Raw genomic sequence first — 22,243 nt, 5'->3', positions numbered from 1 at the left:
GTACTGAAGGTGACGTCCATGGATCCCCGCCTTCGCGGGAAAGACGTGTTGTAAGCAACGTCCCTGGATCCCCGCCTTCGCGGGGATGACGTGCTTTGGGTGACGTCCCTGGATGACCAGCTGCGCTGTTGAGGAGCACTTCCCGCCTTCGCGGGGAAGACGCCGGAAAGCAACGTCCCTGGATCCCCGCCTTCGCGGGAAAGACGTGTTGTAAGCAACGTCCCTGGATGACCAGCTGCGCTGTTGAGGAGCACGTCCCGCCTTCGCGGGGATGACGTCGGTACGCAGCGTCCATGGATCCCCCGCCTTCCGCGGAAGCAGCGCCGCGCATCGGGCGGCTAGGGCGGCTCGGTCTGTACGATGCGCCCGTCGCTTTCCACGATCGCGCGGAAGCGGCGATCCTCGAAGTAGAACGTGGCCCGATACAGGCCGGCGTCCTGGCCGATGCCGCGTTCGCACAGCACCGACACCTTGCGGTTGTCCATCAGCTGGCGAAAGGCTTCCGTCTCGAGCCCGAGCTTGCGCGCCACCAGGGCGCCATCGATGGCGATGCTGACGGCGGTCTCCGGGCCCGCATGCGTCAGCTGCAGCGCAATGGTCTTCACAGGCTCAATCCCGCGGCGTCCTCCGCGCCCATCACTTCATAGTCGCTGACGGCGCCGCTGAGGCGCTCGATCCAGCGGCTGTCCTCGGGCACCTGGTCATCTGCCTCGTCGATCTGTGCGTCAAGTTCGCTCATGGTCCTGCGCTCCACCACGGAGCGCCATGATCGACCGCGTGGAGCGCGTCGGCCATGACCTGGATCAGGTGCCGGCATGGCGGGCGTGTGACCAGCGTGGCGAAGGGGCAGGCTGGATGCCGCAGAGCCTCGCGGCAGGAACCCTCGACCTGCCGTGGCGGCTGCTAGAGTCGGCCCGGGCCTCACCCGCGCCCTCATATCGGAGCATCCATGCTTACCCCGATCCGTCCTGTGCTGGCCATGCTGGCTGTTTTCGGCTGCCTGCTCACCATCCCCGGCGCCGCACGCGCCGCCCAGAGCTACGACGCCTGCCAGGGGCGCTTCATCGACAGCCTGCCCGTCACGATCAGCAGCCAGGGCGTGTGGTGCCTGCGCAAGGACGTGTCGACCGGCATCGCCGTCGGCGCGGCCATCCTCATCGCCACCAACAACGTGACCATCGACTGCAACGACTTCAAGATCGGCGGCCTGTCCGCGGGCCTGAACACCTTCGCGGTGGGCATCCGGGCACAGGACCGCCTCAATGCCACCGTCCGGAACTGCAACATCCGCGGGTTCCATTCCGGGGTCTGGATCGAGGGAAGCCAGGCGCTGTCGGCCGGACACGTGATCGAAAACAGCCGGTTCTCCAGCAATACCCACTACGGCATCTTTCTCGTCGGCGACGATTCGGTCATCGAGCACAACAAGGTGCTCGATACCGGCGGCTCGACCAGCGATCCGGGCGGCGCGGTGGGGATCAACGCCGTGTACAACGTCGATGTGCTCGACAACCTCATCAGCAACCTGGCCCCCGTCCCGAACGGTGGCGGCAATGCGGGCTCATACGGCATCCAGACGATGTACGGCGCGGGCAGCGTCGCCGGCAATCGCGTGCGTGGCCTGAGTTCAGTAGGGACGGGTTCGGTGGCCGGGATCTTCGTCTACAACACCGGAGGCCAGCGCACCAGCGTCCATGACAACGACCTGGTCGGGTTCGGGCCCGGCAGCGGCGTGGACTGCTTCTCGGCCATGGCCCTGGTGCATGGCAATACGATCGGCGGCTTCGCTTCGCCGGTGAGCACCTGCTCCGATGGTGGGAATCACCTGGGGCTCTGATCAGTTCCCGTTGCTTGCGCACGCAGTACCACGAAGCCCGCGCACGCGGGCTTCGTCGTCTCCAGGTGGGTGGCTCGTGGGACCAGGCGAAACCACTGGGACAGACAAGGGGGACGCAGGGCATCGATGATCCCCGGCGTTACCTCCGGTGCCGTTTCAGTCTGCGCCCTGCATGGCCGATCACCGTCCGGATTGGCGTTGCGCCAGATACGGGCCGCCTAGCGCCCGCCGCCACCGGAGAACGCGCCATGCATGTCCTGAGCCGATCGACCGTCGCCGTCGTGTTGTGCGGAATGGCCCTGGCCGCGGGCAGTGCGGCGGCCAAGGAGCCGGCTCCGGCTGGAGATTGCTTCGTCGCGGGGTTCAAGGCCGGCGACGCCGATGCGGTGTCGTCGTGCTACGCCGAAGACGCGATCGTCTGGTTCCCGGGCGGGTCGATGGCCAAGGGGCGGCAGGCAATCCGCGAGGGGTTCACGCATTTCTTCTCGGGCGTCACGATCAAGGACTTCAAGCTGTCGCAGATCGGCGAGGAAACCGTGGGTCCGACCAAGGTGACCTGGGGCACCTACACGGTCAGCCACGTCGACAAGGCGACGCAGGCCGAAGCGGTGACCCACGGACGCTACATCGATGTGCAGAAGAAGATCGGCGGGCGCTGGCTGTATATCGTGGACCACCCTTCCGACGATCCCCCGCCCGAGGCCAAGTGATCCGTTGACGAGGAAGGGGCGCAGGCGGATGGCCTCCCCCGGATGGGTGTTTTCATGGAATCCGGGAGCGCAGTGGTCGCCTCGACGCTGCTGGCTGCACCGGTGTCGCGGACGGTGCGGTACGCGGCCTAGAACATCCCGTGCTCGTTGACCGACTCTTCCGGCACCGCCTGACCCACGTCCCACAGTTCGGTGATCATCCCGTCCTCGAAGCGGAACAGGTGGATCACCGCCGCGCCGCGGTCATCCGGGCGTTGGCGCACGCGCGAGAACACGACCACTTCATTGCCGTCCTGCAGCGAGCGCTGCACTTCCAGGCACTTGTCGGGGTTGTCCCGGGCATTGGCCTGCATCGCCTGCTTCAACGCCGCCGCGTCGCCGCGAAAGGCCGGGTTGTGGTGACGGAAGTTGGCGGCAACGTGCCGCTCGAAGGCTTCGTCGACGTCACCCGCGGCGGCCAGCTTGAGGAAGTCGAGGGCGGCGTACTTCAGCCCCAGGTCGGTAACGGTCATGCCCACCTCCGGATCGGGAATTTTGCGGTCGCGCGGTCGGCGGCCGATGGGTCTTTGAAGAAGTGCGGAATGTCGGACGACGGGGGATGGTGTAACGCCGACCGGGGAAAGGAAATGCGAAGGTGCCGTTCATGGGTTCATGGCGCGGAAAGGCGCGTGGGCAGCTGGCCGCGTGACCCGCACGCAGGCGCTGTGGCGGTCCTCGAGGGCCTGCCCCAAGGCACACCGACTTCCCGCACATACCCTACTGGCGTGGCCTCCCTACGATGCGGCCACTCCCATCGAGATGTGCCCATGAAAATGTCGCCTGGCCTGCTGTTGCCCATCGCCCTCGCGCTGCCCGTGGCAGGGCAGGCCGGGACCCAGGACCTGCAGCGCAGCAGCACGGGCCATGTCGTCACGCAGGTGCAGATCCGCGGGCACGGGCCGCAACTGTTCGGGGTCGACACGGGGGCCAGCGCCACGGCGCTCTACGAGCATGGGCGCGCCCGCATGGGCCTGGTGCCGGAGCCCGGCGCGCAGATCGAGATCTACGGAGCCGGCGGTTCGCAGATGATCCAGCGTTACCGCCTGCCGCGGTTGCAGGTGGCGGGCGAGGACGCCGGCCAGCTGTTGGTGTCGGGCTTCCCCGCCTCGGCCAAGCACGGCGAAGAGGTGATGGGCGTGCTCGGGCGCGATGTGCTGGGCAGCTACATGGTGGAGTTCGATCTGGTGTCCAACCGGCTCGGCCTGCACCGGCCGGGCGCGCTGCCCGCGGCCACGCGCGGCTGGGACGAAGTGCCGATCCGGCTGATGCCTGAAATCGGTTTCGTGATGCTCGATGTGACTCTGGACGGCGTGCCGGTGACCGCGGTGCTCGACACCGGTGCGAGCAGGACCTTCATGAACTGGCACGCCGCCAGGGCCGCCGGGGTCACGCCCGGCAGCGCCGGGCTGCAGACCGCGACCATGGCCAGCGGCGTCACCCGGCACGCCTTCGACTATCACACCCGGTCGTTCCAGCGGATCGGCATCGGCGACACCGCGTTCCGTCCGAGCACGCTGGCCATCGGCGACCTGCCGGTGTTCGTGCCGATGGGCATGGACCAGGCGCCGGGCATGATCCTCGGCCTGGACCTGATGGGCGATCGCCGGTTCGTCGTCGACTACCCGGGCAAGCGCCTGCTGATCGAGCGGTGATCCAAGGGGACGCCAGTCCGGGGAGAGTCACCCGCGGTTGATTCGCTGCGTCCCCATCGGTTGCGCAGCCCCCTCGGCCTCCCATGGCTGCTGATAGAGTCGCCCCGGGCCTCACCCGTGCACTCTCATCGGAGCATCCATGCTTATCCCGATCCGCCCCCTGCTGGCCACGCTGGCCGTTCTCACCGGACTGCTCGCGCTCCCCGGCGCCGCGCGCGCCGCCCAGAGCTATGACGCCTGCGAGGGCCGCTTCATCGAAAGCCTGCCGGTCGTCATCGGCACGCAGGGCGTGTGGTGCATGCGCAAGGACCTGACCACGGCCATCACCACCGGCGCGGCCATCACCATCGCCACCAACAACGTCACCATCGACTGCAACGACTTCAAGCTCGGCGGCCTGGCCGCGGGCAGCGCCACCATGACGAGCGGGATCCTGGCCGAGGACCGGCTCAATGCCACGGTGCGCAACTGCAACATCCGCGGGTTCTATGCCGGGGTATCGATCGAAGCCAGCAGCAGGACGCATTCGGCCGGGCACGTGGTCCAGGACAACCGTTTCGCCAGCAACACGCGCTACGGGATCTTCCTGGAGGGCGATGGCTCGGTGGTCGAGCGCAACAAGGTGATCGATACCGGCGGCTCGACCAGCGTGCCGGGCGCCGCGGTGGGCATCAGCGTCACCTACGACGGCGACGTGCTGGGCAACCTGGTCAGCAACCTCGCCGCCGTGCCCAATGGCAGCGGCGCGGCCAGCGCGAACGGCATCCAGGTCCTTTACAGCTCCGGCACGATCGCCGGCAACCGCGTCCGGGGCCTGGCCGTGCAGGGCTCGGGGACCGCCGTCGGCATCCTGACCTACGACGACACCTCCACCGCGCGCCCGAGCGTCCACGACAACGACCTCGTCGGCCCGGGGACCACACCCAGCGCCGGCGTGTACTGCTATTCGGCCAAGCACCTGGCGCACGACAACACGATCGGTGGCTTCATCACGGCGCTCACCACCTGCACCGATGGCGGGAACTTCGTGGGGCCGTGAGGGTGGGTCCGCAGCCTGCGGACCGCTCCCTTCACCGCAGGGCGGGGTTGATCGATCCGCGCTGACAGGGAGGGGGCGGACGATCGTCGAAATCCCGAAGGACGTCGGCTGTCGATTTCGCGTCCAGGGGCCTCGATCCCTGCATGTTCTTTCAGCCCCCACGTCAACCGCCCGCCGGCACACGCGTTACCCCTGCGTCCCCGCATGGAGTGTGCACATGACATGGAATTCCGCGGCCATCGTGGCCTGTGTGCTGGTCGGGCTGTCCGTCCCCGCGCCCACCCGCCCCGCCGGGCGCACCCCCGCCGACGAGGCGGCCGCGCGCCTTTCGGACCGGATGCTGGCCGCGCTGGTGGAAGCCACCGGGGTGCCGGGCATGGGCGCGGCGGTGGTCCGCGACGGCGTCACGGTCTGGACGGGCAGTGCCGGTTTTCGCGACGTCGAGCGCGGGTGGCCCGTCGACAGGCACACTCGGTTCCGGCTGGCCAGCGTCTCCAAGGTCGTGACGGCGACCGCGGCCGCCAGGCTCATGCAGGAAGGGGCGCTCGACGTCGATGCGCCCGTCCAGTCCGTGCTGCCCTGGCTGGGCGCGCAATGGAGCCCGCTCACCACGCGGCAACTGGCCGCGCACACTTCGGGACTGCCGCATTACCAGGCCGTCGACGAAGGTCGCGGCGCCGTGCATTACGCCTCGGTGCGCCAGGCCGTGGGCCTCTTCCAGGATCGCCAGCTCCTCAGCGTGCCCGGGACGGCGTACAGCTACTCGTCCTGGGGATACACGCTGCTCAGCGCGGTGGTGGAGGCGAGGGCGGGCGTACCGTTCCTGGACTATGTGGAAGACACGCTCGCGCCTGGTCTCGCACTGGGGGCCGACGCCACCGATGGCGATGATGTGCAGGCCTCGCGGGCCTACCGCTTCGTCGACGGCGCCGCGGTCCCGGCCCCGCCCCATGACTTCAGCTACACCTGGGGTGGCGGCGGGCTGGGCGCGACGCCCGAGGCCATTGCGCTGTTCGGCGCGCGCGCCATGGGGGGCGACATCGTGTCGCGCGCTACCTTCGAGGGGATGCTCACGCCGATGGCGTTGGCCGACGGCAGCCTGGCTCGGGAGCGTGACGCCACCGTGGGCTTTGGCTGGCGGGTGGGGGAGGACGCCGACGGCGCGCGCATCGCGCACCACGCGGGCGTCACCGAGGGCGCACGCAGTGCGCTGGTGCTGTGGCCGCAGCGCCGGCTCGCGGCCAGCGTGTTGTCCAATGCGTTGTGGGTTTCCTCGATCGAGCAGACCGCGACGATGCTGGCCGTGCCGTTCCAGGGCGAGGCCCCACGACCGTCACCGCCCGCGCGCGCCTGTCCCGTGCGTGCCTCGGCCTACACGGCCCATTTCGACGGGAAGGCGTTCGCCGGCCGCGCCGTATTCGCGATGGAGGACGGCACCTGCATCGGCACGCTCCGGCTGGCCCCAGGCCCGCTGCGCGACTGGGTGAACGGCTTTCCCCAGCGCGACGCCGATTCACTCAAGCTGATCGGACTGGATGCCCGCGGCGGCCTGTCCCGCGCGGCCATCGTCACCCCGATCGGGCTGCATGACCTGCGCGCGCAACCCGGCCTGCCGGGTTACCTGGTCCGGTTCGGTCCGGAACGATCGCTTTCGCTGGAGTTCCACTGACGCAACGATGCACGCGTCCTGCTGCCGGGTTGGCCGAATCAACCCGGCCAGCCGCCTGGCAACAGCCGATCAAAGGGCGTTGGGGGTAACGCCGAATTCAGTACTCTGCCCCGGTCCCCGGCCGCGGATGCATCCCATGGACGCCTTCAACTACCTGACGGTCATGGTGTCGATCGTGGTGGGGCTGGGGATGACCCAGCTCCTGGCGGGCATCGGCAATTTCGTGCAGATCCGCCGCCGCGTGCGCTTCTATTGGCTGCACACGTTCTGGGTGCTGCTGCTGATCGTGATGCACCTGCACATGTGGTGGTCGCTGTGGGTGCTGCATAGCGTCACGGACTGGACCTACGGCACCTTCGCCTATGTCCTGATCGGTCCCGCGCTGCTGGTGATCGCCAGCCACCTGGCCGTGCCCGAGCTGCTCGACGGCCAGATCGACATCGAGCGCCATTACTACGACACCCACGTGGTCTTCTTCGGACTGCTCGTGGCTGCCGCTGTCTGGGCGATGTTCCTGGAACCTGTCACCGGCGTGCGGACCTTCGCGGTCCCGTTTCGCATCCTGCAGGCCTGCGGCGCCGCGCTGCTGGTGGGGCTTGCCCTGGTCAAGGACAATCGCTTCCATTGCGTGGCGAGCCTGCTGCTCGCCACCCTGGTCACCCTCGCCATCACGCTGACGCGCTTCCACCTGGGGCAGCTGGAACTGAGGGCGTGATCAGAGGGGACGGGGGTAGTCGAGCTTCGGCCACTGGCGACTTCGACTGCTTGGCCGGGAATCACCGGCCGCATACAGCCCGGCGCGAAAGATGGTCCGGACTGCCCCGCCACGCGCAGGCAGCCATCCGCGCTGCACACGGCGTGCGTTGACGGCGCGGCGTTGATTTCCATCGACGGCCCTTGATCATGGACACAGCGATGCACATGCCGGCCGTCTTCCTGGGGCACGGCAGCCCGATGAACGCCCTGGAACGCAACCGCTACTCGGCGGCCTGGCATTCGGTCGGCCTGTGCGTGCCGCGGCCGCGCGCGATCCTGATGGTGTCGGCGCACTGGTACATCAACGCGACCGCGGTGACGGCGATGGCCCGGCCGAAGACCATCCACGACTTCTTCGGGTTCCCGCAGGCGCTGTTCGACGTGCAGTACCCGGCGCCGGGCATGCCGGAACTGGCCGAGGAGGTCGCCGATGCGGTGCAGCCGGACTTCGTCGGGGCCGACCACGACGGCTGGGGCCTGGATCACGGCACCTGGTCGGTCCTGGTCCACGCCTTTCCGAAGGCCGACGTGCCCGTAGTGCAGCTCTCGATCAATGCCACCAGACCCGCCGAATACCACCTGCGCCTGGGCGCGAAGCTCGCGGCGCTGCGCGATTCCGGCGTGCTGGTGATGGGCAGCGGCAACGTGGTGCACAACGTGCGCGCCATGGACTGCAACGCCAGCGACGGGGGCTTCGACTGGGCGCGTAGCTTCAACGAGAAGGCCATCGAGATCGCGACCTCGACACCGGAGGACGCCGCAGGCCTGATGCAGGCCCCGGATTTCCTCCGGGTCGCGCCCACGCCCGAACACTTCCTGCCCTTCCTCTACATCGCCGGATTCGGCGCGCAGACGCGGCAGCCGCTCGAGGTGCTGGTCGACGGCTACGCCTTCGGGTCCCTGTCGATGACCTCGTTCCTGGTCGGCATGGCGCGCCCGCAGAGCGATCGCGCCACGGGCGGCGGCGCGGCGTTGGACAGCATCGCGCCGCCTGAGTCGACGAATATCTGAGTGAAGGCTTGTGGATGCTGCCGGCTCGATGGAGTCACCCCGAGCCTTCCCTCACTCCGGCACCATTTCCCCCGACCCGCCGAACTCGGAAGGAAAGTCCTTGAACTTCGGCAGCCCGTCCTTCATCGGCAGCGCGGTCTCCGCGTAGTTGACGTGCACGCCGGGCTTGAAGTCGAGGGTGGGGATGGTCGCGGCGTAGACGTCGGTCAGGCCCAACGGCGGGTGGTGCGTCATCACGTGACCGCCGCAGGCGGTGCAGAACTGCCGGTCGCTCATCGGCGTCTTCTGGAAGTGGCCGACCTGCCCGGCGCCGCGGGTGACCTTCACGTTCTCCGGCTTCCAGAGGGTGAAGGCGTTGACCGGCCCGGCCGACCAGGAACGGCAGGAGGCGCAATGGCAGTAGCCCATGCCTTCGGGCTCGCCGGTTACCTGGACTTCCACGGCGCCGCAGAAGCAGGTGCCTGAGTGCTGTTGGGTCATGGGGATGCTCCGTGCGTGTTGGGCGTACTTCCGGAACAACGTAGCGGCCCGCCAGGACAGGCCGGGTGGAGGGCTGAACCCGCATGTACCTCTTTCGGGGGATGGCAGCCGTCCGGGCGCCACGCCAGTCTCGCGCGCAGGACTACCCCACGAGCGGAGAGCTCAGATGAAACGAGGTGCCGTGTGTGCAGGCGTGCTTCTCGCGGCGATGGCCGCGCCGGTCAACGCCGAAGTCGTCATCAACAATACCTACGATTACAGCTTCCTGACCTTCGTTCCCTGCGCCAACGGCGGTGACGGGGAACTGGTGTTGCTGGAGGGGCCGCGACACGAACAGTTCCGGCTGAACATCGGCGGCAACCAGGTCCGCAGTGGCATGCACGTGGACATGCACGAGGTCACCGGCGTGGGTCTGACCACCGGCGACGCGTACCGCGCCACCGGCGGATTGAACAGCCAGGTGATGGGTTCGATCCAGGACGGTCACGACTACAACACGACCCTGGTGGGCAACTTCCTCGTCATCGGTCCGGGGCCCGGCAACAACTACCTGGTGCGCGAGACGTTCCATCTGAGGATCAATCCGGATGGGACGGTGACTTCGTCCATCGATCATGACCTGGAGCGGTGTGGCTGACCGGTCAGGGTGGAAAGCATCCAGCGGCTCCGAGTCCTCTCCCGCATGGCGGGGGAGGGTGGAGCGGACGATCACCGCAGTGCAGGACAACGTCGCCAGGTTTCCGGAGGCGCGCACGCGCTTGATCCAGGTCATGGCCCGCCCGTCCGCCGGTGGGCACTCTCCTGGCAGAACCCACGAAGCCTGGAGCACGCGATGCAATACATGGTCCACGACCCCGACGCGCCGTCCCGCCTGGCGTCCATCGAAGCTGCCCTGGTCATGGAAGACCCGACGGCACTCGTCGACCTGGCTGCAGGTGGGCGGACGCTGCGAATCGCCACGTTGCTGCCCGAAGCGGCGCTGCTCGGCATCCTGCTTCAAGCCGGCGGCCCGCTCGCCGCCACTCGGGTCGAGCGTGTTCCCTCGGAATGCTGCGGCGGCTGCGGAGGCTGATGGTCGTGCGGCATCCGGCGTTGCTGCGGGCGCCGTGCGCGAGAGTTGTCGTCTCGGTGGGCGAGACGCGGATTCGTAGCCTTGGGGCATGAAGTCCCCGCACCCCGAATTGATCTGGAGACCGGCCCCAAGCGTCGGCTACGAATTAACGATTCAGGGTTTTACGCTTCCGCTGGCGCGGGCGGTTCAATGCCACGACGGCCGATGGCGAACGGTGGTGCGCGCACCGGGCAGGGCCAAGCAGGGCGCTACTGCTGCGAGCTTGGTACAAGCCCGACGCTGGCTTGAAGCCTGGGCCACGCCGATAGCCGCACGACACAGACCCATGTTCACCGGCGGACCCAACGGCTAGTTGCGGACCGGTTGCAATCGGCACGCTCGGGCCGCGCCACTTTTGGTTATCCTCGACGCACAAACAAACCTGGCCGGGGGGCGGGATTTGATCAGGATGATCTGTGTGCTGGTCTTGCTGTGCGGAACAGCAAGGGCCGAAACGCTTTACAAGTGCGTGGGGAAGGGCGGAGCCATCAGCTACCAGTCCCACGCCTGCGATCCGGGGCAACGCATCGCGAATGCCCGGACCTACGTCCCCGAAACACCTCCGTCCGCTGGTGACTTGGCGGCTCAACGGCGAAAGCTCCAGCGCGATCGCGCGGAGTCTGCATATCTTTCGAACCTGGCTGGTACGTCGCGAGCCAATGCGCGGCCGAGCGCTGCTGGCACGTCGATCCCCGTGCGGAGCCCGAACGCGGGTTGCGAGGCGGCGAAGCGCCAGCGCGACGCGGCGCTGGAAGCGGCGGGGTTGGGGAGAACCTATGACTTGCTGTCGCGGTTGGATGCGGTGGTTAGGCATGCGTGCAAATAGGTTTCAACGCCTCAATTTGGAGGCATTACTAAGCGTTAGGTCTCACAGGGGCCAGCGTCGTTTCTGTGGTGCGCAAATCAACTAGGGGGAGTTTGATATGGCTGATCTACTGGGTGGTGGCTTCGGTATCGTCATCATCTTGTTTCTGTTTGTGCTTGCGCTGCTGTGGTTTCTGCTTCCTTTCGCAATCTTCGGCACCAAAGACAAGCTTGCCGCGATCATTGCGGAGTCAAGGAAGACTAATGCGGAGTTGGCACGCATCGCCTCTGAGCTGGCGGCTACACGTGCCGAACTCGCGTCGCAAAGGTCACAGCGTCCCACCGCGAGTGATGCCTAACAATTCATTCAAGCCGAAGCCGTTTCGCGGCTCGGCTTAGTTCAGGCGGCAGGCGGCACAACTATTTCTACAGGGGAGTCTATGTCTTTATCTAAGCCGAAATGTCACAACTGCGGTACCGATGAGCACGTTGCTCTCTCCAGCGCTGGTGAGACCCTCGGTACTGTGGCTGGAATTGCCGGAGGGGCCGCTGCAGGGTACGGCGGGGCGGCAGGGGGCGCCGCCGTCGGAGCGGCCATCGGCTCAGTTGTCCCAGTCCTAGGTACTGCGGTGGGAGCTGTTGCGGGCGGAATAATGGGCGCACTTACCGGCGCAGGAATCGGTGGCGCACTTGGAAATAGGGCTGGCGCGCAAGTCGACCAAGCCAGGCGCAATTTCGTATGCAACAAATGCAGCGCCAGCATCTCCGGCTAGGGCCGCCTAACAATTCCTTCAAGCCGAAGCCGCTTCGCGGTTCGGCCCCAGTTTCAGGGGCGAGGTCTCTAACAATCATGGCCACAGCTGCAAGAGCCGGAGACAACGAGCGAAGGTTTCATGACATCTTTGTAGGCAAAGCGCCAGGAACACCCCTGCTGGGAAAGAAGCGCTACGCGTCTGGGGGCGTGGAAATATCTGTTGACCAGTCGTTCGTGCATGACGACAGGGAGGTTCTGATCGAGATTGACTCGGCCAACATGGCGAAGTTGATCGTCGGACAATATGTCCTGTTGAATCATCTTCGCGATTCGGACAAGCCAGCATTCTTCCTCGTTGTTCATGCGTACAGGAAGTTCAACCCGGTGCGCACAATCAGCAATCTTGATCTCGTCAATCAGAAGCTCTTCTTTGGCAAGGGGCTTGCATTCGGTGCCATGCATTTCGACGAGCTTTCTTCCTGGGGAGGCGACGTTACGACTCTCCTGACGATCGCGCAGAGGTCAAGCAACTAGATTTCAAGCAGAGGCCCATTCCCGGCCCGGCTTGACTCAGGCATTTGGCGGCAATCAACAACAGGGGGTCCCGTGAATAGTGGAAAACAGAACGCAATTGGGGAGGCTGTCGCTGCGGGTGTAGGCGCGACGGTGGGTGCGGGTACCGGTGCTGTGATCGGCGTAACTATGGTTGGCGCTGCTGCTGAGGCAGCGGCCGCGGCCGCTTTGGCGGCTTCTACGGCCGTTGGAGCTACTGGAGCGGCCGCAACAACGGGCGCCCTCGCAACAGCAGGTGGCGGTGCTCTTGCAGCCGGTGGCGCGGGAATGGCGGGGGGAGTAAGCACCATTGTCGGTGCAGCCGCTACATCCGCAGCCGTCCCGGTAATTGGCTGGGCAGTTGGCGGGGCACTTCTTGCTGGGGCTGGCGCGTGGGGCGTGTACAAGCTCTTCACGCGTGAGAGCAAACAGCTCAGCGTGTCGCCCAACTGATGGCGGATGGCGGGGTCATGGCCCTTTGACCCAGTGACAACGGTCCCTGACCCGCTTTCAAGAGCGGAGGAAAGACGTGGCAATAGACCGCTCTACGGTCATGGGCTCAACCGTTCGATCCTCGATAGCACAGAAGTGGGGACTGACCAAAAGAAAAGAACGTCTGGATCCCGTCGCTTTCTAGACCTGTGAGCAGCGAAACATGACAGAGCCGGTTGGCGCGATAGACAGCGATCTCGTGCTCGCGCAGCGAAAAGTGCTTGCCTGGGTTGGCCAGAACGTGGTTTCCATGCAGCTAATGGAGAGCATGCTGAAAACCGTGCTGGCAGTGATGGACGGCCCGGGTTCCTTTTCGATCACCGAGGTCAAAAAGAGAAGTAAGGCAGTTGCTGGCAAGACGCTCGGTTCGCTCGTGGAGGATTTGCTGTCGAACCTTCCAATTGACGTGCCCGAGGTCAAGGAGGGCTTCAAGAGGCGGGTAAAGCAGCGGAACAGGCTGGTTCACCACTTCCATGCGGACAACGGCGTGGAGTTCAGGACTGTGGAGGGCTGCGCTTCAATCGTGGCAAAGCTTCAGGCTGAGCAAGCGCTCATTCGGGAGTTCAACGCGTCCCTGCAAGGGATGTTGCTCGCAATAGGTGCGGGGATGAGGTCGGCCATCCTTGATTGGCCTGAACTGGCCGAATTCGACGAGATGATGCTCAGGTTGCTTGAGTCGACGGACTCCAAGTACTGGCCAACGATCATCTCGATGGAGATGGTGCCGGCCTGCTGAGGAAGCGGGGTCACTGCAGGTGCTGCATCTAGATTGCAGGGTCAGCCAGCGACGCTGATGCCCGCCGCCTGCATCGCCGTCGATCACGGCGTCGGAAAGTCCAGATTCCCCACACTCTGCCCGCAGTTCTGGCGCGCCGTCTGGAAGTTGGCAACGGTGTTTTCCAGACAGAAGCTCGTCGAACCGGGTGTCCAGATACCGATGCCTGCTGTCGGGGTCTGGGCCGTAACGTGGTTGCCCTGCACGCGGGGATAGCTGGCGTAGGCGGTGATGCCGATCGCGAGACCGGAGCCGGATGGGACCAGGCCGCTGACGCGATTGCCCTGGATGATGCCGGCGTCGCCGTTCTCCAGCGAGATGCCGGTGGGCCAGGCGTTCGGGTGATCGCAGAAGACGCCGGAGACGACGTTGTCGATGATGTCCGCCCTGGCCACGATGCCGGCCGTGGAGCTGATGCCAGGCGTGCCGCCGGTGTCGAACACTCGATTGCGCCGGGTGACCGAGTTTTCGGCTGCGACATAGAGGCCGTAGCGCAGGCTGTTGTCGACCCGGTTGTCTTCGACCAGGTGACCGGCGCCGGACGTGAGTTGCACGCCGATGAAAAATCCGCGCACGCTGCAGTTGCGTACGGTGATGTTCTGCCTGGAGATCGCCTTGATGCCGACCGTTGTCGATTCGATGCCCGCTGCCAGTCCGCCGATCTTGAAGTCGTTGCAATCGATGGTGACGTTGTTGGTACCGATCTCGATGGCGCTGCCGACGCTGATGTTGGTGCTGACGTCATGGCGCAGGCACCAGGTGCCCTGGGTGTTGATGACGGTGGGCACCGAGTCGATGAACCCGGCGCAGGTCGCATGGGTCTCGGCGCGGGCGGCCAGCGGTGCAAGCAGCAGGGCGCCGATCAGGAGCGAACGCAGCGGGTTGATCATGTCTTGGGGCCTTCGGGCTCGAAGCAGTGCCCCGGAGGATGGGATGGGTGGCGGGAAGCGGTCAAGCGGTGGCCCTGTGCAAGGTCCGGGCACCTGCCGATCTGCTAGTCTTCCCCTCGAAGGGGAGTAGCTCCCACGTGCTGTCGCCGTCATTACGAGCATCTGCTCCGGTGCAGCAGCAGGCCACATCCGGCCTGTGAGCAAGACCTTCGCCGTTTCGCGGCGAAGGTGCGTGCGTCTGTCGATGCAGGAACCTGGCCGCGGTCATCCCGCCTGGTTCCTTCTACGAGAGCGCACACCATGGAAGTCCTGTTGAACCCCGAAACCTGGATCGCGCTGGCGACCCTCACCGCGCTCGAGCTCGTGCTCGGCATCGACAACATCATTTTCATCTCCATCCTGGCGGGCAAGCTGCCGCCCGAGCAGCGCGGGCGCGCACGCAAGCTGGGCATCCTGCTGGCGGCGGTCACCCGGCTCGCCTTGCTGATGGCCATCGCCTGGATCGTCGGCCTGACCGCGCCGTTGTTCTCCGCCTTCGGACAGGCCTTTTCCTGGCGCGACCTGATCCTCATCGGCGGCGGCCTGTTCCTGATCGCCAAGGCGACCCATGAGATCCACCAGAAGCTGGAAGGCGCCAGCGAGCAGGTGACGGCGGGCGTGGCGACGGCGACTTTCGCCAGCGTGATCGTCCAGATCATGCTGCTCGACATCGTGTTCTCGCTCGACTCGATCATCACCGCGGTGGGCATGGTGGACGAGCGCTGGGTGATGGTGACGGCGATCCTGATCTCGATCGTCTTCATGCTCGCCTTCGCGCGTCCGATCGGCAATTTCGTCGAGCGGCACCCGACGGTGAAGGTGCTGGCGCTGAGCTTCCTGCTGATGATCGGCCTGGTGCTGATCGCCGACGGCTTCGGCCTGCACATCCCGAAGGGCTACATCTACGCCGCGATGGCGTTCTCGGTATTCGTGGAGCTGATCAACCTGGCCATCCGCCGGCGGCAGAAGCCGGTGGAGCCGGTGCAGTTGCATGAGCGGTACATGGATTGATCGAAAGCGGGCCCCGGACGCAGGCTGGGCTGGCTCCACGAGCCCAGCCTGCGCGAAGCAGTGGCCCGGGTGCGCTGTTTCACGATGAGGCGGCTGGGTACCTGCTAAAGGGATGGAGGGCATGGCCACAGCGCCTTTGCACCATCTGTCCGCCCGGCGTCCGGCTTCCGCGAAACCCGCCGGCGTGACCAGCGCCCAGTCCAGACCTGCCGAGCCCTTCTAGAATCCAATGATGAACGCACCTGAATACCCCAACGAGTCGCTCCGCCAGAAGCTGGCTGTCGCTGGCATTCCCGAATCGGAGCACTCCGTGGACGCGCTGGCGGCCAGGATGCCGGATCTGGACGCCGCGCTTCTGCAGAACCTCTCCGCCGACATGAGGGCGGAACTGCTGTTGTATCTGCTCGGCAAGGGCGTGGTCACGCTGCCCGTGCCATCCGAACGAGCCCTGCTGGACCTGCCGTGGGGCGCGCATGTCTGCCAGTTCTACGAGACCAGCGAAGATCAGCTCGACATGCTCGTGCCGTATTTCAAGCAGGGCCTGGAGAGAAACGAGGCCTGCGCCTGGCTGGTGGGGGACCTGAGCGTCAAGGAAGCCAGGACGGCACTCGCGGCGAGCGTGCCTGACCTGGATCGCTACATGGCCACGGGGCAGATGCAGATCCGGCATTACTCGGAGTTCTACACCGACCCGAACGGGACGGTGCGCGCGCCCGAGCAGCTGAGCTACCAGTTCGCGTCGATGGGCGCGAGCGCCAGGGACATGGGTTTCGAGGGGCTTCGGGCTTCCGGGAGTGTCAGCTGGGTCAAGGACCCCGAGAGCATGGCCAGGTTCATGGACTACGAGACGAAGGTGAACCTCGCCATCCAGAACTCGCGGATCATGGCGGTGTGCACCTATCCGGCGAAAGCGTCCTCCATGTGCGGGTGCCGGGAGCTCATCCACAACCACGGACGGATCTTCGTGAAGCGTGGTGCGTGGGTGCACGACAAGTCCAGGGACGCCCAGAAGATCGAAGCGGTTTTCGCGTCACTGGCCGGAGCGGGCGCTCCCCCCTGATCCAGGGGGAGGCAGGCAGGCGCGGCTCAGCGCGCCTTGCAGTCCGCCGGGCTGACATCCTTCGCTGCCTGCACCGCTGCGAGGCGGTAGACGCCGTCGTAGTCCGCCGCGAAGCCATCGGTGGCTTTGCCTTCCGATGCGCCGGAGGCCTCGATGTAGACCGGCTGGTAAGGTTTGCCCCTGGTCTTGGCCAGCGCCGCCGATCTGTCCCGCAGGGGCTGCAGCAGCACCTTGTCGCCGATGACCCAGAAGGACTGTGTGGAGCCACAGGGGCGGAACGTCTCGACTTCCGCGCCCCAGGTGTAGTGGCCACGCAACGGCTCCAGGCCTGCGGTCGCGCCCGTGCCGGCATCGTCGGCTTCCACCAGCTTTCCGCCCCGCACGACGAAGGTCTTGCTGACCCGCGTGGCGGGCGCCGTGCTCATCGGCTCGCCCGGCTTGCGGTCCAGCCATGTCACCTCGATCCTGCCGTCGACGATGTGCATCGACTGCACGGTGATGCGGTCGCCGATGAGCACCGCAGCCGTCGGGCGGGCGGCGCCATCGTCATTGAGGACGGCCGACAGGTAGCTGAAGCTGCCGCTGCCGCCCGGCGTGGCGAGCAGGGTCACCGCGGCATCCTCGACGTTGTCGCCATCCAGGTCGCCGAATACCGGGACCGGTCCCAGTCGCACGGTGTTCCTGCTGCTGGAACCGGCGACGGACGATTCGTACAGACCGTCCTTGAGCGGCGCCTTGCCGGTGGGCGTGGTGTCGATCGGGTAGACGGCGTTGCGCAGCTCTTCGGCGAAGCGTCCGGTGGGTCGGGAGGTGGGCGGCGTGGGAGTGCTGTCAGGCGTGACGGGTCCCGTTGTCGACGGGGATGCAGTCTGCGCATCGGGCGCCGGAACCTGGGGCTGTGATTCGGGGGTGGCGTCAGATGCGTTGTTTGCCGAAGTCGGCGCGTTGCGTTGGCAACCGGTGGCCAGGCCCAACAGCATCAATGCACAGAGCAATGGAAATGAGAGGGCTTGTGAGGTGCCGCGAAGGCGGCCGCGTTGCGCGGGCATTGCTGAGGGGCAGTGGCGCATCCGATGTTTCCTGGAGGGGGAAGCCGACGGTAGATGCAGGGTCGTCGAGTCCTTGTGACCTGCAGCCGGTGGTGAAGCAACGCAGGTTTGCTCAATCCGGGAACTCGAGGGTGTTGCCCAGGTTTGAGTCGGAAGGCAGGCACGAAAGGCGGCAGGCATCATCCCTGGCAGCCCCTTACCCGAACGACCCCGTCCGCACGTCCCCGTCGCGCACATACCGGGTCACCAGCACGCCCTTCGACGAAGTCTTCGACTCCGCCAGCCGGAAAGCCGATGCCTGTGCCCCGTCGTCGAACAGGCGCTTGCCGCGGCCGAGCAGGACGGGATAGACCAGCAGGCGCAGTTCGTCGACCAGGTCCGTGGCCAGCAGCTGGTGCAGGAGCTCGCTGCTGCCCTGGGTCAGCAGGTCGGGGCCGTCGGTGCGCTTGAGCTCGCGCATGGCGGCGGCGATGTCCGGGCCGAGCGCGCGGCTGTTCCGCCACTCCAGGGTTTCGGGGTGGTGGGTGGCCACGTGCTTGGTGGCGCCGTTGAACGCGTCGGCGATGTGCTGGTGCGGCGCGCCCTTGGGAACGTGCGGCCAGTAGGCGGCGAAGATGTCGTAGGTGCGGCGGCCGAGCACCAGGTCGAACGGGCGCTCGAGCGCGCCGCCCATGATCTCGTCGTCTTCGCTGGCGTAGGGCACGACCCAGCCACCGAAGGCGAAGCCGCCGCTGGTGTCTTCCCCGGGGCCGCCGGGGGCCTGCATGACGCCATCGAGACTGATCATGGCGGCGATGGTGAGCGTTCTCATGTCCGGACTCCTGGGTTGATCGACGTGTTTGCCTGTCTGTGCGACGCACGAAGGGAGAATGGATCGACATGAACGCGGGCGCTGGCCATGTCGCTACGCAGCAGTACGTGTGACGGCTTTCGCACTTGCGAGTATCGCGCTGGTGGTCCCGACGTTCGCAATGAACGATTTACCGACCGCTGGTCTGCCGGATTGTGCCGTCCACTGCCTGTCTGCGGCAGATTGCCGGTGTTTCTGCCCGCAGCGCCGCCCGGCATGAGTAGTGACCCTCATTGTTGACGTTTGTGTTTCCCGCTAGGTTCGAAAAACCGGCGTTCTGCCGGACATCACCCGGTTACTAGGAGCGCGCGCTCGGATGGGCCGCCGGATTGCGCACCGGGGAAAGGCTTGGAGCCAAATGCCATGCAAGCCAACCTTACTTTTTCCGAGGGAAACACCTGATGTCGAAGTCGCACAAGTTCCAGCAGCGCGCGTTCGTCACGGCCATTGCGGTCGCCCTGGTCGGATTCGCCGGTTCTGCCGCCGCTGCCGGCCGCGTGGATACCGCAGGCCTGCGGTCCGCGGATCAGACCAGCTTTGATCGTTTCATCGTCAAATATCGCGCCGGCACGCCGTCCGCGGCGCAGCAGAAGAACCTCACCAGCGCCGGCCGCGACCGTGCCGAGGCCGTTTCCCTCAATCGCCTGCGGACGCTGTCGGTCGGCGGCGAAGTCATCCAGGCCAGCCGCGGGATGGACCGCGTCGAGGCCGAAAGCCTGATGCGCCAGATCGCCGCGGACCCGAACGTCGAGTACGTCGAGGTCGACCGGCTGATGAAGCCGCTGATGACCCCGAACGACACCCACTACGGCACCTACCTGTGGGGCCTGCAGAGCGGTACCCCGGGCATCAAGGCCGATCAGGCCTGGAACACCACCAACGGCAACGGTGTGGTCGTGGCCGTGCTCGACACCGGCTACACCAACCACAGCGACCTGGTCGCCAACATCCTGCCGGGCTACGACTTCATCTCGAGCAAGACCGTCTCCGGTGACGGCGGTGGCCGCGATGCCGATGCGCACGACCCGGGCGACTACTACCGCGCCGACAACTCCAGCTGGCACGGCACGCACGTGGCCGGCACGATCGCCGCGGTGGGCAACAACGGCGCCGGCGTGATCGGCGTGGCCTACGGCGCCAAGGTCGTTCCGGTGCGCGTGCTCGGCCGTGGCGGCGGTTACACCTCCGACATCGTCGACGGCATCACCTGGGCGTCGGGCGGCACGGTGGCCGGCGCGCCGGCCAATGCCAACCCGGCCGAGGTGATCAACATGTCGCTGGGTGGCGCGGGTGCGTGTTCGAGCACCTACCAGAACGCGATCAACGGCGCCGTTGGCCGTGGCACCACCGTGGTGGTCGCCGCCGGCAACGACAACGCCGACGCCGCCGGCTTCACCCCGGCCAGCTGCACCAACACCGTCACGGTGGCCGCGACCAACAAGTCCGGCACGCGTGCCAGCTACTCCAACTACGGCACCAAGATCGACGTGGCCGCTCCGGGCGGCGACAGCCCGGACTGCACCACGCTGATCGTGTCCACCGGCAACGCGGGCACCAGCGGCCCGACCACCGAGAACTACATGTGCATGGCCGGTACCTCGATGGCCTCGCCGCACGTGGCGGGCCTGGTGGCGCTGATGCAGGCCGTGCGCACCACGCCGCTGACCCCGGCGCAGGTGGAGACGATCCTGAAGAGCACGCTGCGCGCCTTCCCGGGCAGCAACGACAAGCCCATCGGCAGCGGCATCATCGACGCGGCGGCAGCGGTCTCCGCGGCGGCGGCGTACTGATCGGCTTCATCAGCTAGGCAAGGCAAAAAGAAAACCCCGGCTCCGGCCGGGGTTTTTCTTTGTTCGACCAGCGGGGCCCGGATCGGGCCGATCACCAGTCCGTCGGCGCGTAGTCCTTCAGGAACTGGCCCCACACGTGCTCGCCGGTGTTCATGCCGTGGATGATCGGGTCGACAATGCGGGCGGCGCCATCGACGATGTCCAGCGGCGGATGGAAGCGCTCCTCGATGATCTTGCGCGCGGCGATCTCCGCCGGATCCTCGTCGGTCACCCAGCCGGTGTCGACACTGTTCATGTGGATGCGGTCGCCGTGGTAATCGGCGGCCGCGGTGCGCGTCATCATGTTGAGCGCGGCCTTGGCCATGTTGGTGTGCGGGTGCTTGGTGGTCTTGAAGTTGCGGTAGAACTGGCCTTCGACCGCCGAGACATTGACGATGTGCTTGTCGCGCGTGGGTTGTTCACCCTCCGGCGTGCGCAGCATCAGTGGTTTCAGGCGCGCGTTGATGATGAACGGCGCGACCGCGTTGACCAGCTGCGTTTCCAGCAATTCCACCGAGGGCACCTCGTCCATCTGCAGGCGCCATGAATTGCGGCCGCGCAGGTCGACCTGCTGCAGGTCCTGGTCGAGCCGGCCCTCGGGGAACAGGTGGGTCTGGCCGAGCAGTTCGTCGGCCAGCAGCGGGACCTGCGAGAGTTCGGCGGCGCGGGTGAGGCCGGCGACGCCGGCGACGTCATGGCGCCCGGCCAGGGCGGTCGCACTGGCATCGGCCACCAGGTCGGCACTGCGCAGGCCTTCGTACTGGCCGATCAGCTGGCGCACATGCGCCGGCATGGCGTGCAGCGCGGCGGTCTCGCCGGCAATCATGTGCGCGTAGAACGCCGGCGGGCGGCGCACGGTCTGGCAGGCGTTGTTGATGATGAAGTCCAGCCTGTCGCGCGTGGCCAGCAGTTGCGTGCAGAAGGCCTCCACGCTGGGGGTGTGGCGCAGGTCCAGGCCGAACACTTCCAGCCGGTGGCCCCAGTCGCCAAAATCCGGCTCGGCCGCATAACGGGCAGCCGAGTCGCGCGGGAAGCGCGTGGTCACGATCAGGGTCGCGCCCGCGCGCAGCAGTTTCAGGCCGGCCTGGTAGCCGATCTTGACCCGTCCGCCGGTGAGCAGCGCGACGCGTCCGCGCAGGTCGGTGGTCTCGGTGCGCTTGAAGAAATTCAGCTCCGCGCAGCTCGGGCACAGCTGGTCGTAGAAATGATGGATGCGGGTGTACTTCTGCTTGCAGACGTAGCAGTGCAGCAGCTCCGGCGACTCGTTGTGCGAAACCGGATCGGACGCGCGGTTGTGCGGGTCATGCAGGCCCGGCGCCTGCGGCGGGAAATAGTTCGGCGTGGAGAACACGGGCTTGCGGCGCAGGGTGCGGATGCCGGTCTGGTCGAGCAGAGCCTCGGTCGCGCGCGCTTTTTCCAGCGCGCGTTCGCGTGCCTCGTCCTTGGACTTGCGGCGCCGCGCCCGGGGCTCGGGATGATGGACCAGCGCGACCGCCTGCAGCAGGCGCGTGCGTTCGTCCGCGGGCAGCGCATCGAGCACGCCGCGGTCGGCGATGATCGCTTCCAGCAGCGCCAGGGCGGCCTGCAGGCGATCGCCGGTGACGGCTGCATCGGCATTGGATGCCGGCGCGGTGGAAGGGGTAGAGGAAGCGGGGGTGTTCAAGGACGGGTCTGCGGGGCGGGCCGGAAGGCGGGAAAGGGTACTGGGAAAGCCGGGCGAAGGGGGCTGTTCGGTCATCCCCGGGGGTGAATGATCCTGACCGCTGGTTTCGACCCCGTGATTCGGGTGCTCCCGGGGCGAGGGCGGCGTCCCTTCCGGGCTGCCTGGGCTTGC

The 22,243-nt window shown here is 66.4% G+C and carries 23 protein-coding genes; 15 read left to right on the top strand and 8 right to left on the bottom strand.

Annotated features, from left to right (window positions below):
- Positions 1-338 precede the first annotated feature (338 nt).
- Together I8J32_RS14735 and I8J32_RS14730 are read right to left on the bottom strand one after the other, a co-directional pair.
- The gene (locus tag I8J32_RS14735) at positions 339-605 is read right to left on the bottom strand and encodes a DUF6522 family protein (protein ID WP_245156347.1); all 267 of its coding nucleotides are present in this window, start codon (positions 603-605) and stop codon (positions 339-341) included.
- A complete protein-coding gene (locus I8J32_RS14730; RefSeq protein ID WP_200615852.1) occupies positions 602-739 on the bottom strand; it encodes a hypothetical protein in 138 nt (45 codons plus the stop codon). The genes I8J32_RS14735 and I8J32_RS14730 overlap by 4 nt, the downstream gene beginning before the upstream one ends.
- Before the next feature lie 210 nt (positions 740-949).
- Between I8J32_RS14730 and I8J32_RS14725 the strand changes: the two genes are divergently transcribed.
- Positions 950-1,837, top strand: coding sequence for a right-handed parallel beta-helix repeat-containing protein (locus I8J32_RS14725; RefSeq protein ID WP_200615851.1), 888 nt, complete (start codon positions 950-952; stop codon positions 1,835-1,837).
- A 248-nt stretch (positions 1,838-2,085) separates the two neighbouring features.
- Positions 2,086-2,547, top strand: a complete 462-nt coding sequence (locus tag I8J32_RS14720; protein WP_200615850.1) for a YybH family protein — start codon at positions 2,086-2,088, stop codon at positions 2,545-2,547.
- A gap of 128 nt (positions 2,548-2,675) precedes the next feature.
- On the opposite strand, the gene I8J32_RS14715 is transcribed toward I8J32_RS14720, so the two are convergent.
- Entirely contained in the window at positions 2,676-3,059 is a 384-nt protein-coding gene (locus I8J32_RS14715) for a nuclear transport factor 2 family protein (protein WP_200615849.1), read from the bottom strand.
- A 294-nt stretch (positions 3,060-3,353) separates the two neighbouring features.
- Between I8J32_RS14715 and I8J32_RS14710 the strand changes: the two genes are divergently transcribed.
- The 5 genes from I8J32_RS14710 (at position 3,354) to ygiD (ending at position 8,713) form a co-directional block, all read left to right on the top strand.
- Positions 3,354-4,238, top strand: a complete 885-nt coding sequence (locus I8J32_RS14710) for a retroviral-like aspartic protease family protein (protein ID WP_200615847.1) — start codon at positions 3,354-3,356, stop codon at positions 4,236-4,238.
- A gap of 139 nt (positions 4,239-4,377) precedes the next feature.
- Positions 4,378-5,277: a right-handed parallel beta-helix repeat-containing protein gene (locus I8J32_RS14705; protein WP_200615845.1), complete on the top strand. Its 900-nt coding sequence runs from the start codon at positions 4,378-4,380 to the stop codon at positions 5,275-5,277.
- A gap of 217 nt (positions 5,278-5,494) precedes the next feature.
- Entirely contained in the window at positions 5,495-6,946 is a 1,452-nt protein-coding gene (locus I8J32_RS14700) for a serine hydrolase domain-containing protein (protein ID WP_200615844.1), read from the top strand.
- A 136-nt stretch (positions 6,947-7,082) separates the two neighbouring features.
- Positions 7,083-7,661, top strand: coding sequence for a hypothetical protein (locus tag I8J32_RS14695; RefSeq protein WP_200615840.1), 579 nt, complete (start codon positions 7,083-7,085; stop codon positions 7,659-7,661).
- Between the two features lie 188 nt (positions 7,662-7,849).
- Complete coding sequence (ygiD, locus tag I8J32_RS14690) at positions 7,850-8,713, top strand: 4,5-DOPA-extradiol-dioxygenase (protein ID WP_245156346.1); 864 nt, start codon at positions 7,850-7,852, stop codon at positions 8,711-8,713.
- A gap of 51 nt (positions 8,714-8,764) precedes the next feature.
- On the opposite strand, the gene I8J32_RS14685 is transcribed toward ygiD, so the two are convergent.
- On the bottom strand, positions 8,765-9,193 hold the full coding sequence (locus I8J32_RS14685) for a GFA family protein (RefSeq protein WP_245156345.1): 429 nt from the start codon (positions 9,191-9,193) through the stop codon (positions 8,765-8,767).
- Between the two features lie 166 nt (positions 9,194-9,359).
- Between I8J32_RS14685 and I8J32_RS14680 the strand changes: the two genes are divergently transcribed.
- The 5 genes from I8J32_RS14680 (at position 9,360) to I8J32_RS14655 (ending at position 13,642) form a co-directional block, all read left to right on the top strand.
- Positions 9,360-9,830 (top strand): hypothetical protein, encoded by a 471-nt coding sequence (locus I8J32_RS14680; RefSeq protein ID WP_200615838.1) that lies wholly within the window; start codon positions 9,360-9,362, stop codon positions 9,828-9,830.
- 195 nt (positions 9,831-10,025) lie between these two features.
- Positions 10,026-10,265 carry a hypothetical protein gene (locus I8J32_RS14675; RefSeq protein WP_200615837.1) on the top strand — a complete coding sequence of 80 codons (240 nt, stop codon included), beginning with the start codon at positions 10,026-10,028 and terminating at the stop codon, positions 10,263-10,265.
- 962 nt (positions 10,266-11,227) lie between these two features.
- Positions 11,228-11,467, top strand: coding sequence for a hypothetical protein (locus I8J32_RS14665; protein WP_200615834.1), 240 nt, complete (start codon positions 11,228-11,230; stop codon positions 11,465-11,467).
- Between the two features lie 491 nt (positions 11,468-11,958).
- Positions 11,959-12,396 (top strand): hypothetical protein, encoded by a 438-nt coding sequence (locus I8J32_RS14660; protein WP_200615832.1) that lies wholly within the window; start codon positions 11,959-11,961, stop codon positions 12,394-12,396.
- 673 nt (positions 12,397-13,069) lie between these two features.
- Positions 13,070-13,642: a hypothetical protein gene (locus I8J32_RS14655; protein ID WP_200615831.1), complete on the top strand. Its 573-nt coding sequence runs from the start codon at positions 13,070-13,072 to the stop codon at positions 13,640-13,642.
- A gap of 83 nt (positions 13,643-13,725) precedes the next feature.
- Here I8J32_RS14655 and I8J32_RS14650 read toward each other — a convergent pair whose 3' ends face one another.
- A complete protein-coding gene (locus tag I8J32_RS14650) occupies positions 13,726-14,571 on the bottom strand; it encodes a right-handed parallel beta-helix repeat-containing protein (RefSeq protein ID WP_200615830.1) in 846 nt (281 codons plus the stop codon).
- A gap of 300 nt (positions 14,572-14,871) precedes the next feature.
- Here I8J32_RS14650 and I8J32_RS14645 point away from each other — a divergent pair, with 300 nt between their 5' ends.
- Positions 14,872-15,621: a TerC family protein gene (locus I8J32_RS14645; protein WP_200615829.1), complete on the top strand. Its 750-nt coding sequence runs from the start codon at positions 14,872-14,874 to the stop codon at positions 15,619-15,621.
- A 232-nt stretch (positions 15,622-15,853) separates the two neighbouring features.
- The gene (locus tag I8J32_RS14640) at positions 15,854-16,681 is read left to right on the top strand and encodes an MEDS domain-containing protein (RefSeq protein WP_200615828.1); all 828 of its coding nucleotides are present in this window, start codon (positions 15,854-15,856) and stop codon (positions 16,679-16,681) included.
- Positions 16,682-16,707: 26 nt separating this feature from the next.
- Here I8J32_RS14640 and I8J32_RS14635 read toward each other — a convergent pair whose 3' ends face one another.
- Together I8J32_RS14635 and I8J32_RS14630 are read right to left on the bottom strand one after the other, a co-directional pair.
- Positions 16,708-17,661, bottom strand: a complete 954-nt coding sequence (locus I8J32_RS14635) for a hypothetical protein (RefSeq protein WP_200615827.1) — start codon at positions 17,659-17,661, stop codon at positions 16,708-16,710.
- Between the two features lie 265 nt (positions 17,662-17,926).
- On the bottom strand, positions 17,927-18,541 hold the full coding sequence (locus I8J32_RS14630; protein WP_200615826.1) for a dihydrofolate reductase family protein: 615 nt from the start codon (positions 18,539-18,541) through the stop codon (positions 17,927-17,929).
- A 440-nt stretch (positions 18,542-18,981) separates the two neighbouring features.
- Between I8J32_RS14630 and I8J32_RS14625 the strand changes: the two genes are divergently transcribed.
- Positions 18,982-20,370, top strand: coding sequence for a S8 family peptidase (locus I8J32_RS14625; protein WP_200615825.1), 1,389 nt, complete (start codon positions 18,982-18,984; stop codon positions 20,368-20,370).
- 91 nt (positions 20,371-20,461) lie between these two features.
- On the opposite strand, the gene I8J32_RS14620 is transcribed toward I8J32_RS14625, so the two are convergent.
- Complete coding sequence (locus I8J32_RS14620; RefSeq protein ID WP_407060970.1) at positions 20,462-22,072, bottom strand: SDR family NAD(P)-dependent oxidoreductase; 1,611 nt, start codon at positions 22,070-22,072, stop codon at positions 20,462-20,464.
- Positions 22,073-22,243 lie beyond the last annotated feature (171 nt).

This window comes from Lysobacter solisilvae, assembly GCF_016613535.2.
Classification (GTDB): domain Bacteria; phylum Pseudomonadota; class Gammaproteobacteria; order Xanthomonadales; family Xanthomonadaceae; genus Agrilutibacter; species Agrilutibacter solisilvae.
The sequence above is the reverse complement of the archived record's forward strand: the minus strand, read 5'-3'. Positions and strand labels throughout refer to the sequence as shown.

What these genes read in the sequence shown, in the direction of transcription:
- I8J32_RS14730 (WP_200615852.1), bottom strand. Translation starts at nt 739, where the DNA reads ATGAGCGAACTTGACGCACAGATCGACGAGGCAGATGACCAGGTGCCC.
- I8J32_RS14725 (WP_200615851.1), top strand. Translation starts at nt 950, where the DNA reads ATGCTTACCCCGATCCGTCCTGTGCTGGCCATGCTGGCTGTTTTCGGC.
- I8J32_RS14720 (WP_200615850.1), top strand. Translation starts at nt 2,086, where the DNA reads ATGCATGTCCTGAGCCGATCGACCGTCGCCGTCGTGTTGTGCGGAATG.
- I8J32_RS14715 (WP_200615849.1), bottom strand. Translation starts at nt 3,059, where the DNA reads ATGACCGTTACCGACCTGGGGCTGAAGTACGCCGCCCTCGACTTCCTC.
- I8J32_RS14710 (WP_200615847.1), top strand. Translation starts at nt 3,354, where the DNA reads ATGAAAATGTCGCCTGGCCTGCTGTTGCCCATCGCCCTCGCGCTGCCC.
- I8J32_RS14705 (WP_200615845.1), top strand. Translation starts at nt 4,378, where the DNA reads ATGCTTATCCCGATCCGCCCCCTGCTGGCCACGCTGGCCGTTCTCACC.
- I8J32_RS14700 (WP_200615844.1), top strand. Translation starts at nt 5,495, where the DNA reads ATGACATGGAATTCCGCGGCCATCGTGGCCTGTGTGCTGGTCGGGCTG.
- I8J32_RS14695 (WP_200615840.1), top strand. Translation starts at nt 7,083, where the DNA reads ATGGACGCCTTCAACTACCTGACGGTCATGGTGTCGATCGTGGTGGGG.
- ygiD (WP_245156346.1), top strand. Translation starts at nt 7,850, where the DNA reads ATGGACACAGCGATGCACATGCCGGCCGTCTTCCTGGGGCACGGCAGC.
- I8J32_RS14685 (WP_245156345.1), bottom strand. Translation starts at nt 9,193, where the DNA reads ATGACCCAACAGCACTCAGGCACCTGCTTCTGCGGCGCCGTGGAAGTC.
- I8J32_RS14680 (WP_200615838.1), top strand. Translation starts at nt 9,360, where the DNA reads ATGAAACGAGGTGCCGTGTGTGCAGGCGTGCTTCTCGCGGCGATGGCC.
- I8J32_RS14675 (WP_200615837.1), top strand. Translation starts at nt 10,026, where the DNA reads ATGCAATACATGGTCCACGACCCCGACGCGCCGTCCCGCCTGGCGTCC.
- I8J32_RS14665 (WP_200615834.1), top strand. Translation starts at nt 11,228, where the DNA reads ATGGCTGATCTACTGGGTGGTGGCTTCGGTATCGTCATCATCTTGTTT.
- I8J32_RS14660 (WP_200615832.1), top strand. Translation starts at nt 11,959, where the DNA reads ATGGCCACAGCTGCAAGAGCCGGAGACAACGAGCGAAGGTTTCATGAC.
- I8J32_RS14655 (WP_200615831.1), top strand. Translation starts at nt 13,070, where the DNA reads ATGACAGAGCCGGTTGGCGCGATAGACAGCGATCTCGTGCTCGCGCAG.
- I8J32_RS14650 (WP_200615830.1), bottom strand. Translation starts at nt 14,571, where the DNA reads ATGATCAACCCGCTGCGTTCGCTCCTGATCGGCGCCCTGCTGCTTGCA.
- I8J32_RS14645 (WP_200615829.1), top strand. Translation starts at nt 14,872, where the DNA reads ATGGAAGTCCTGTTGAACCCCGAAACCTGGATCGCGCTGGCGACCCTC.
- I8J32_RS14640 (WP_200615828.1), top strand. Translation starts at nt 15,854, where the DNA reads ATGAACGCACCTGAATACCCCAACGAGTCGCTCCGCCAGAAGCTGGCT.
- I8J32_RS14635 (WP_200615827.1), bottom strand. Translation starts at nt 17,661, where the DNA reads ATGCTGTTGGGCCTGGCCACCGGTTGCCAACGCAACGCGCCGACTTCG.
- I8J32_RS14630 (WP_200615826.1), bottom strand. Translation starts at nt 18,541, where the DNA reads ATGAGAACGCTCACCATCGCCGCCATGATCAGTCTCGATGGCGTCATG.
- I8J32_RS14625 (WP_200615825.1), top strand. Translation starts at nt 18,982, where the DNA reads ATGTCGAAGTCGCACAAGTTCCAGCAGCGCGCGTTCGTCACGGCCATT.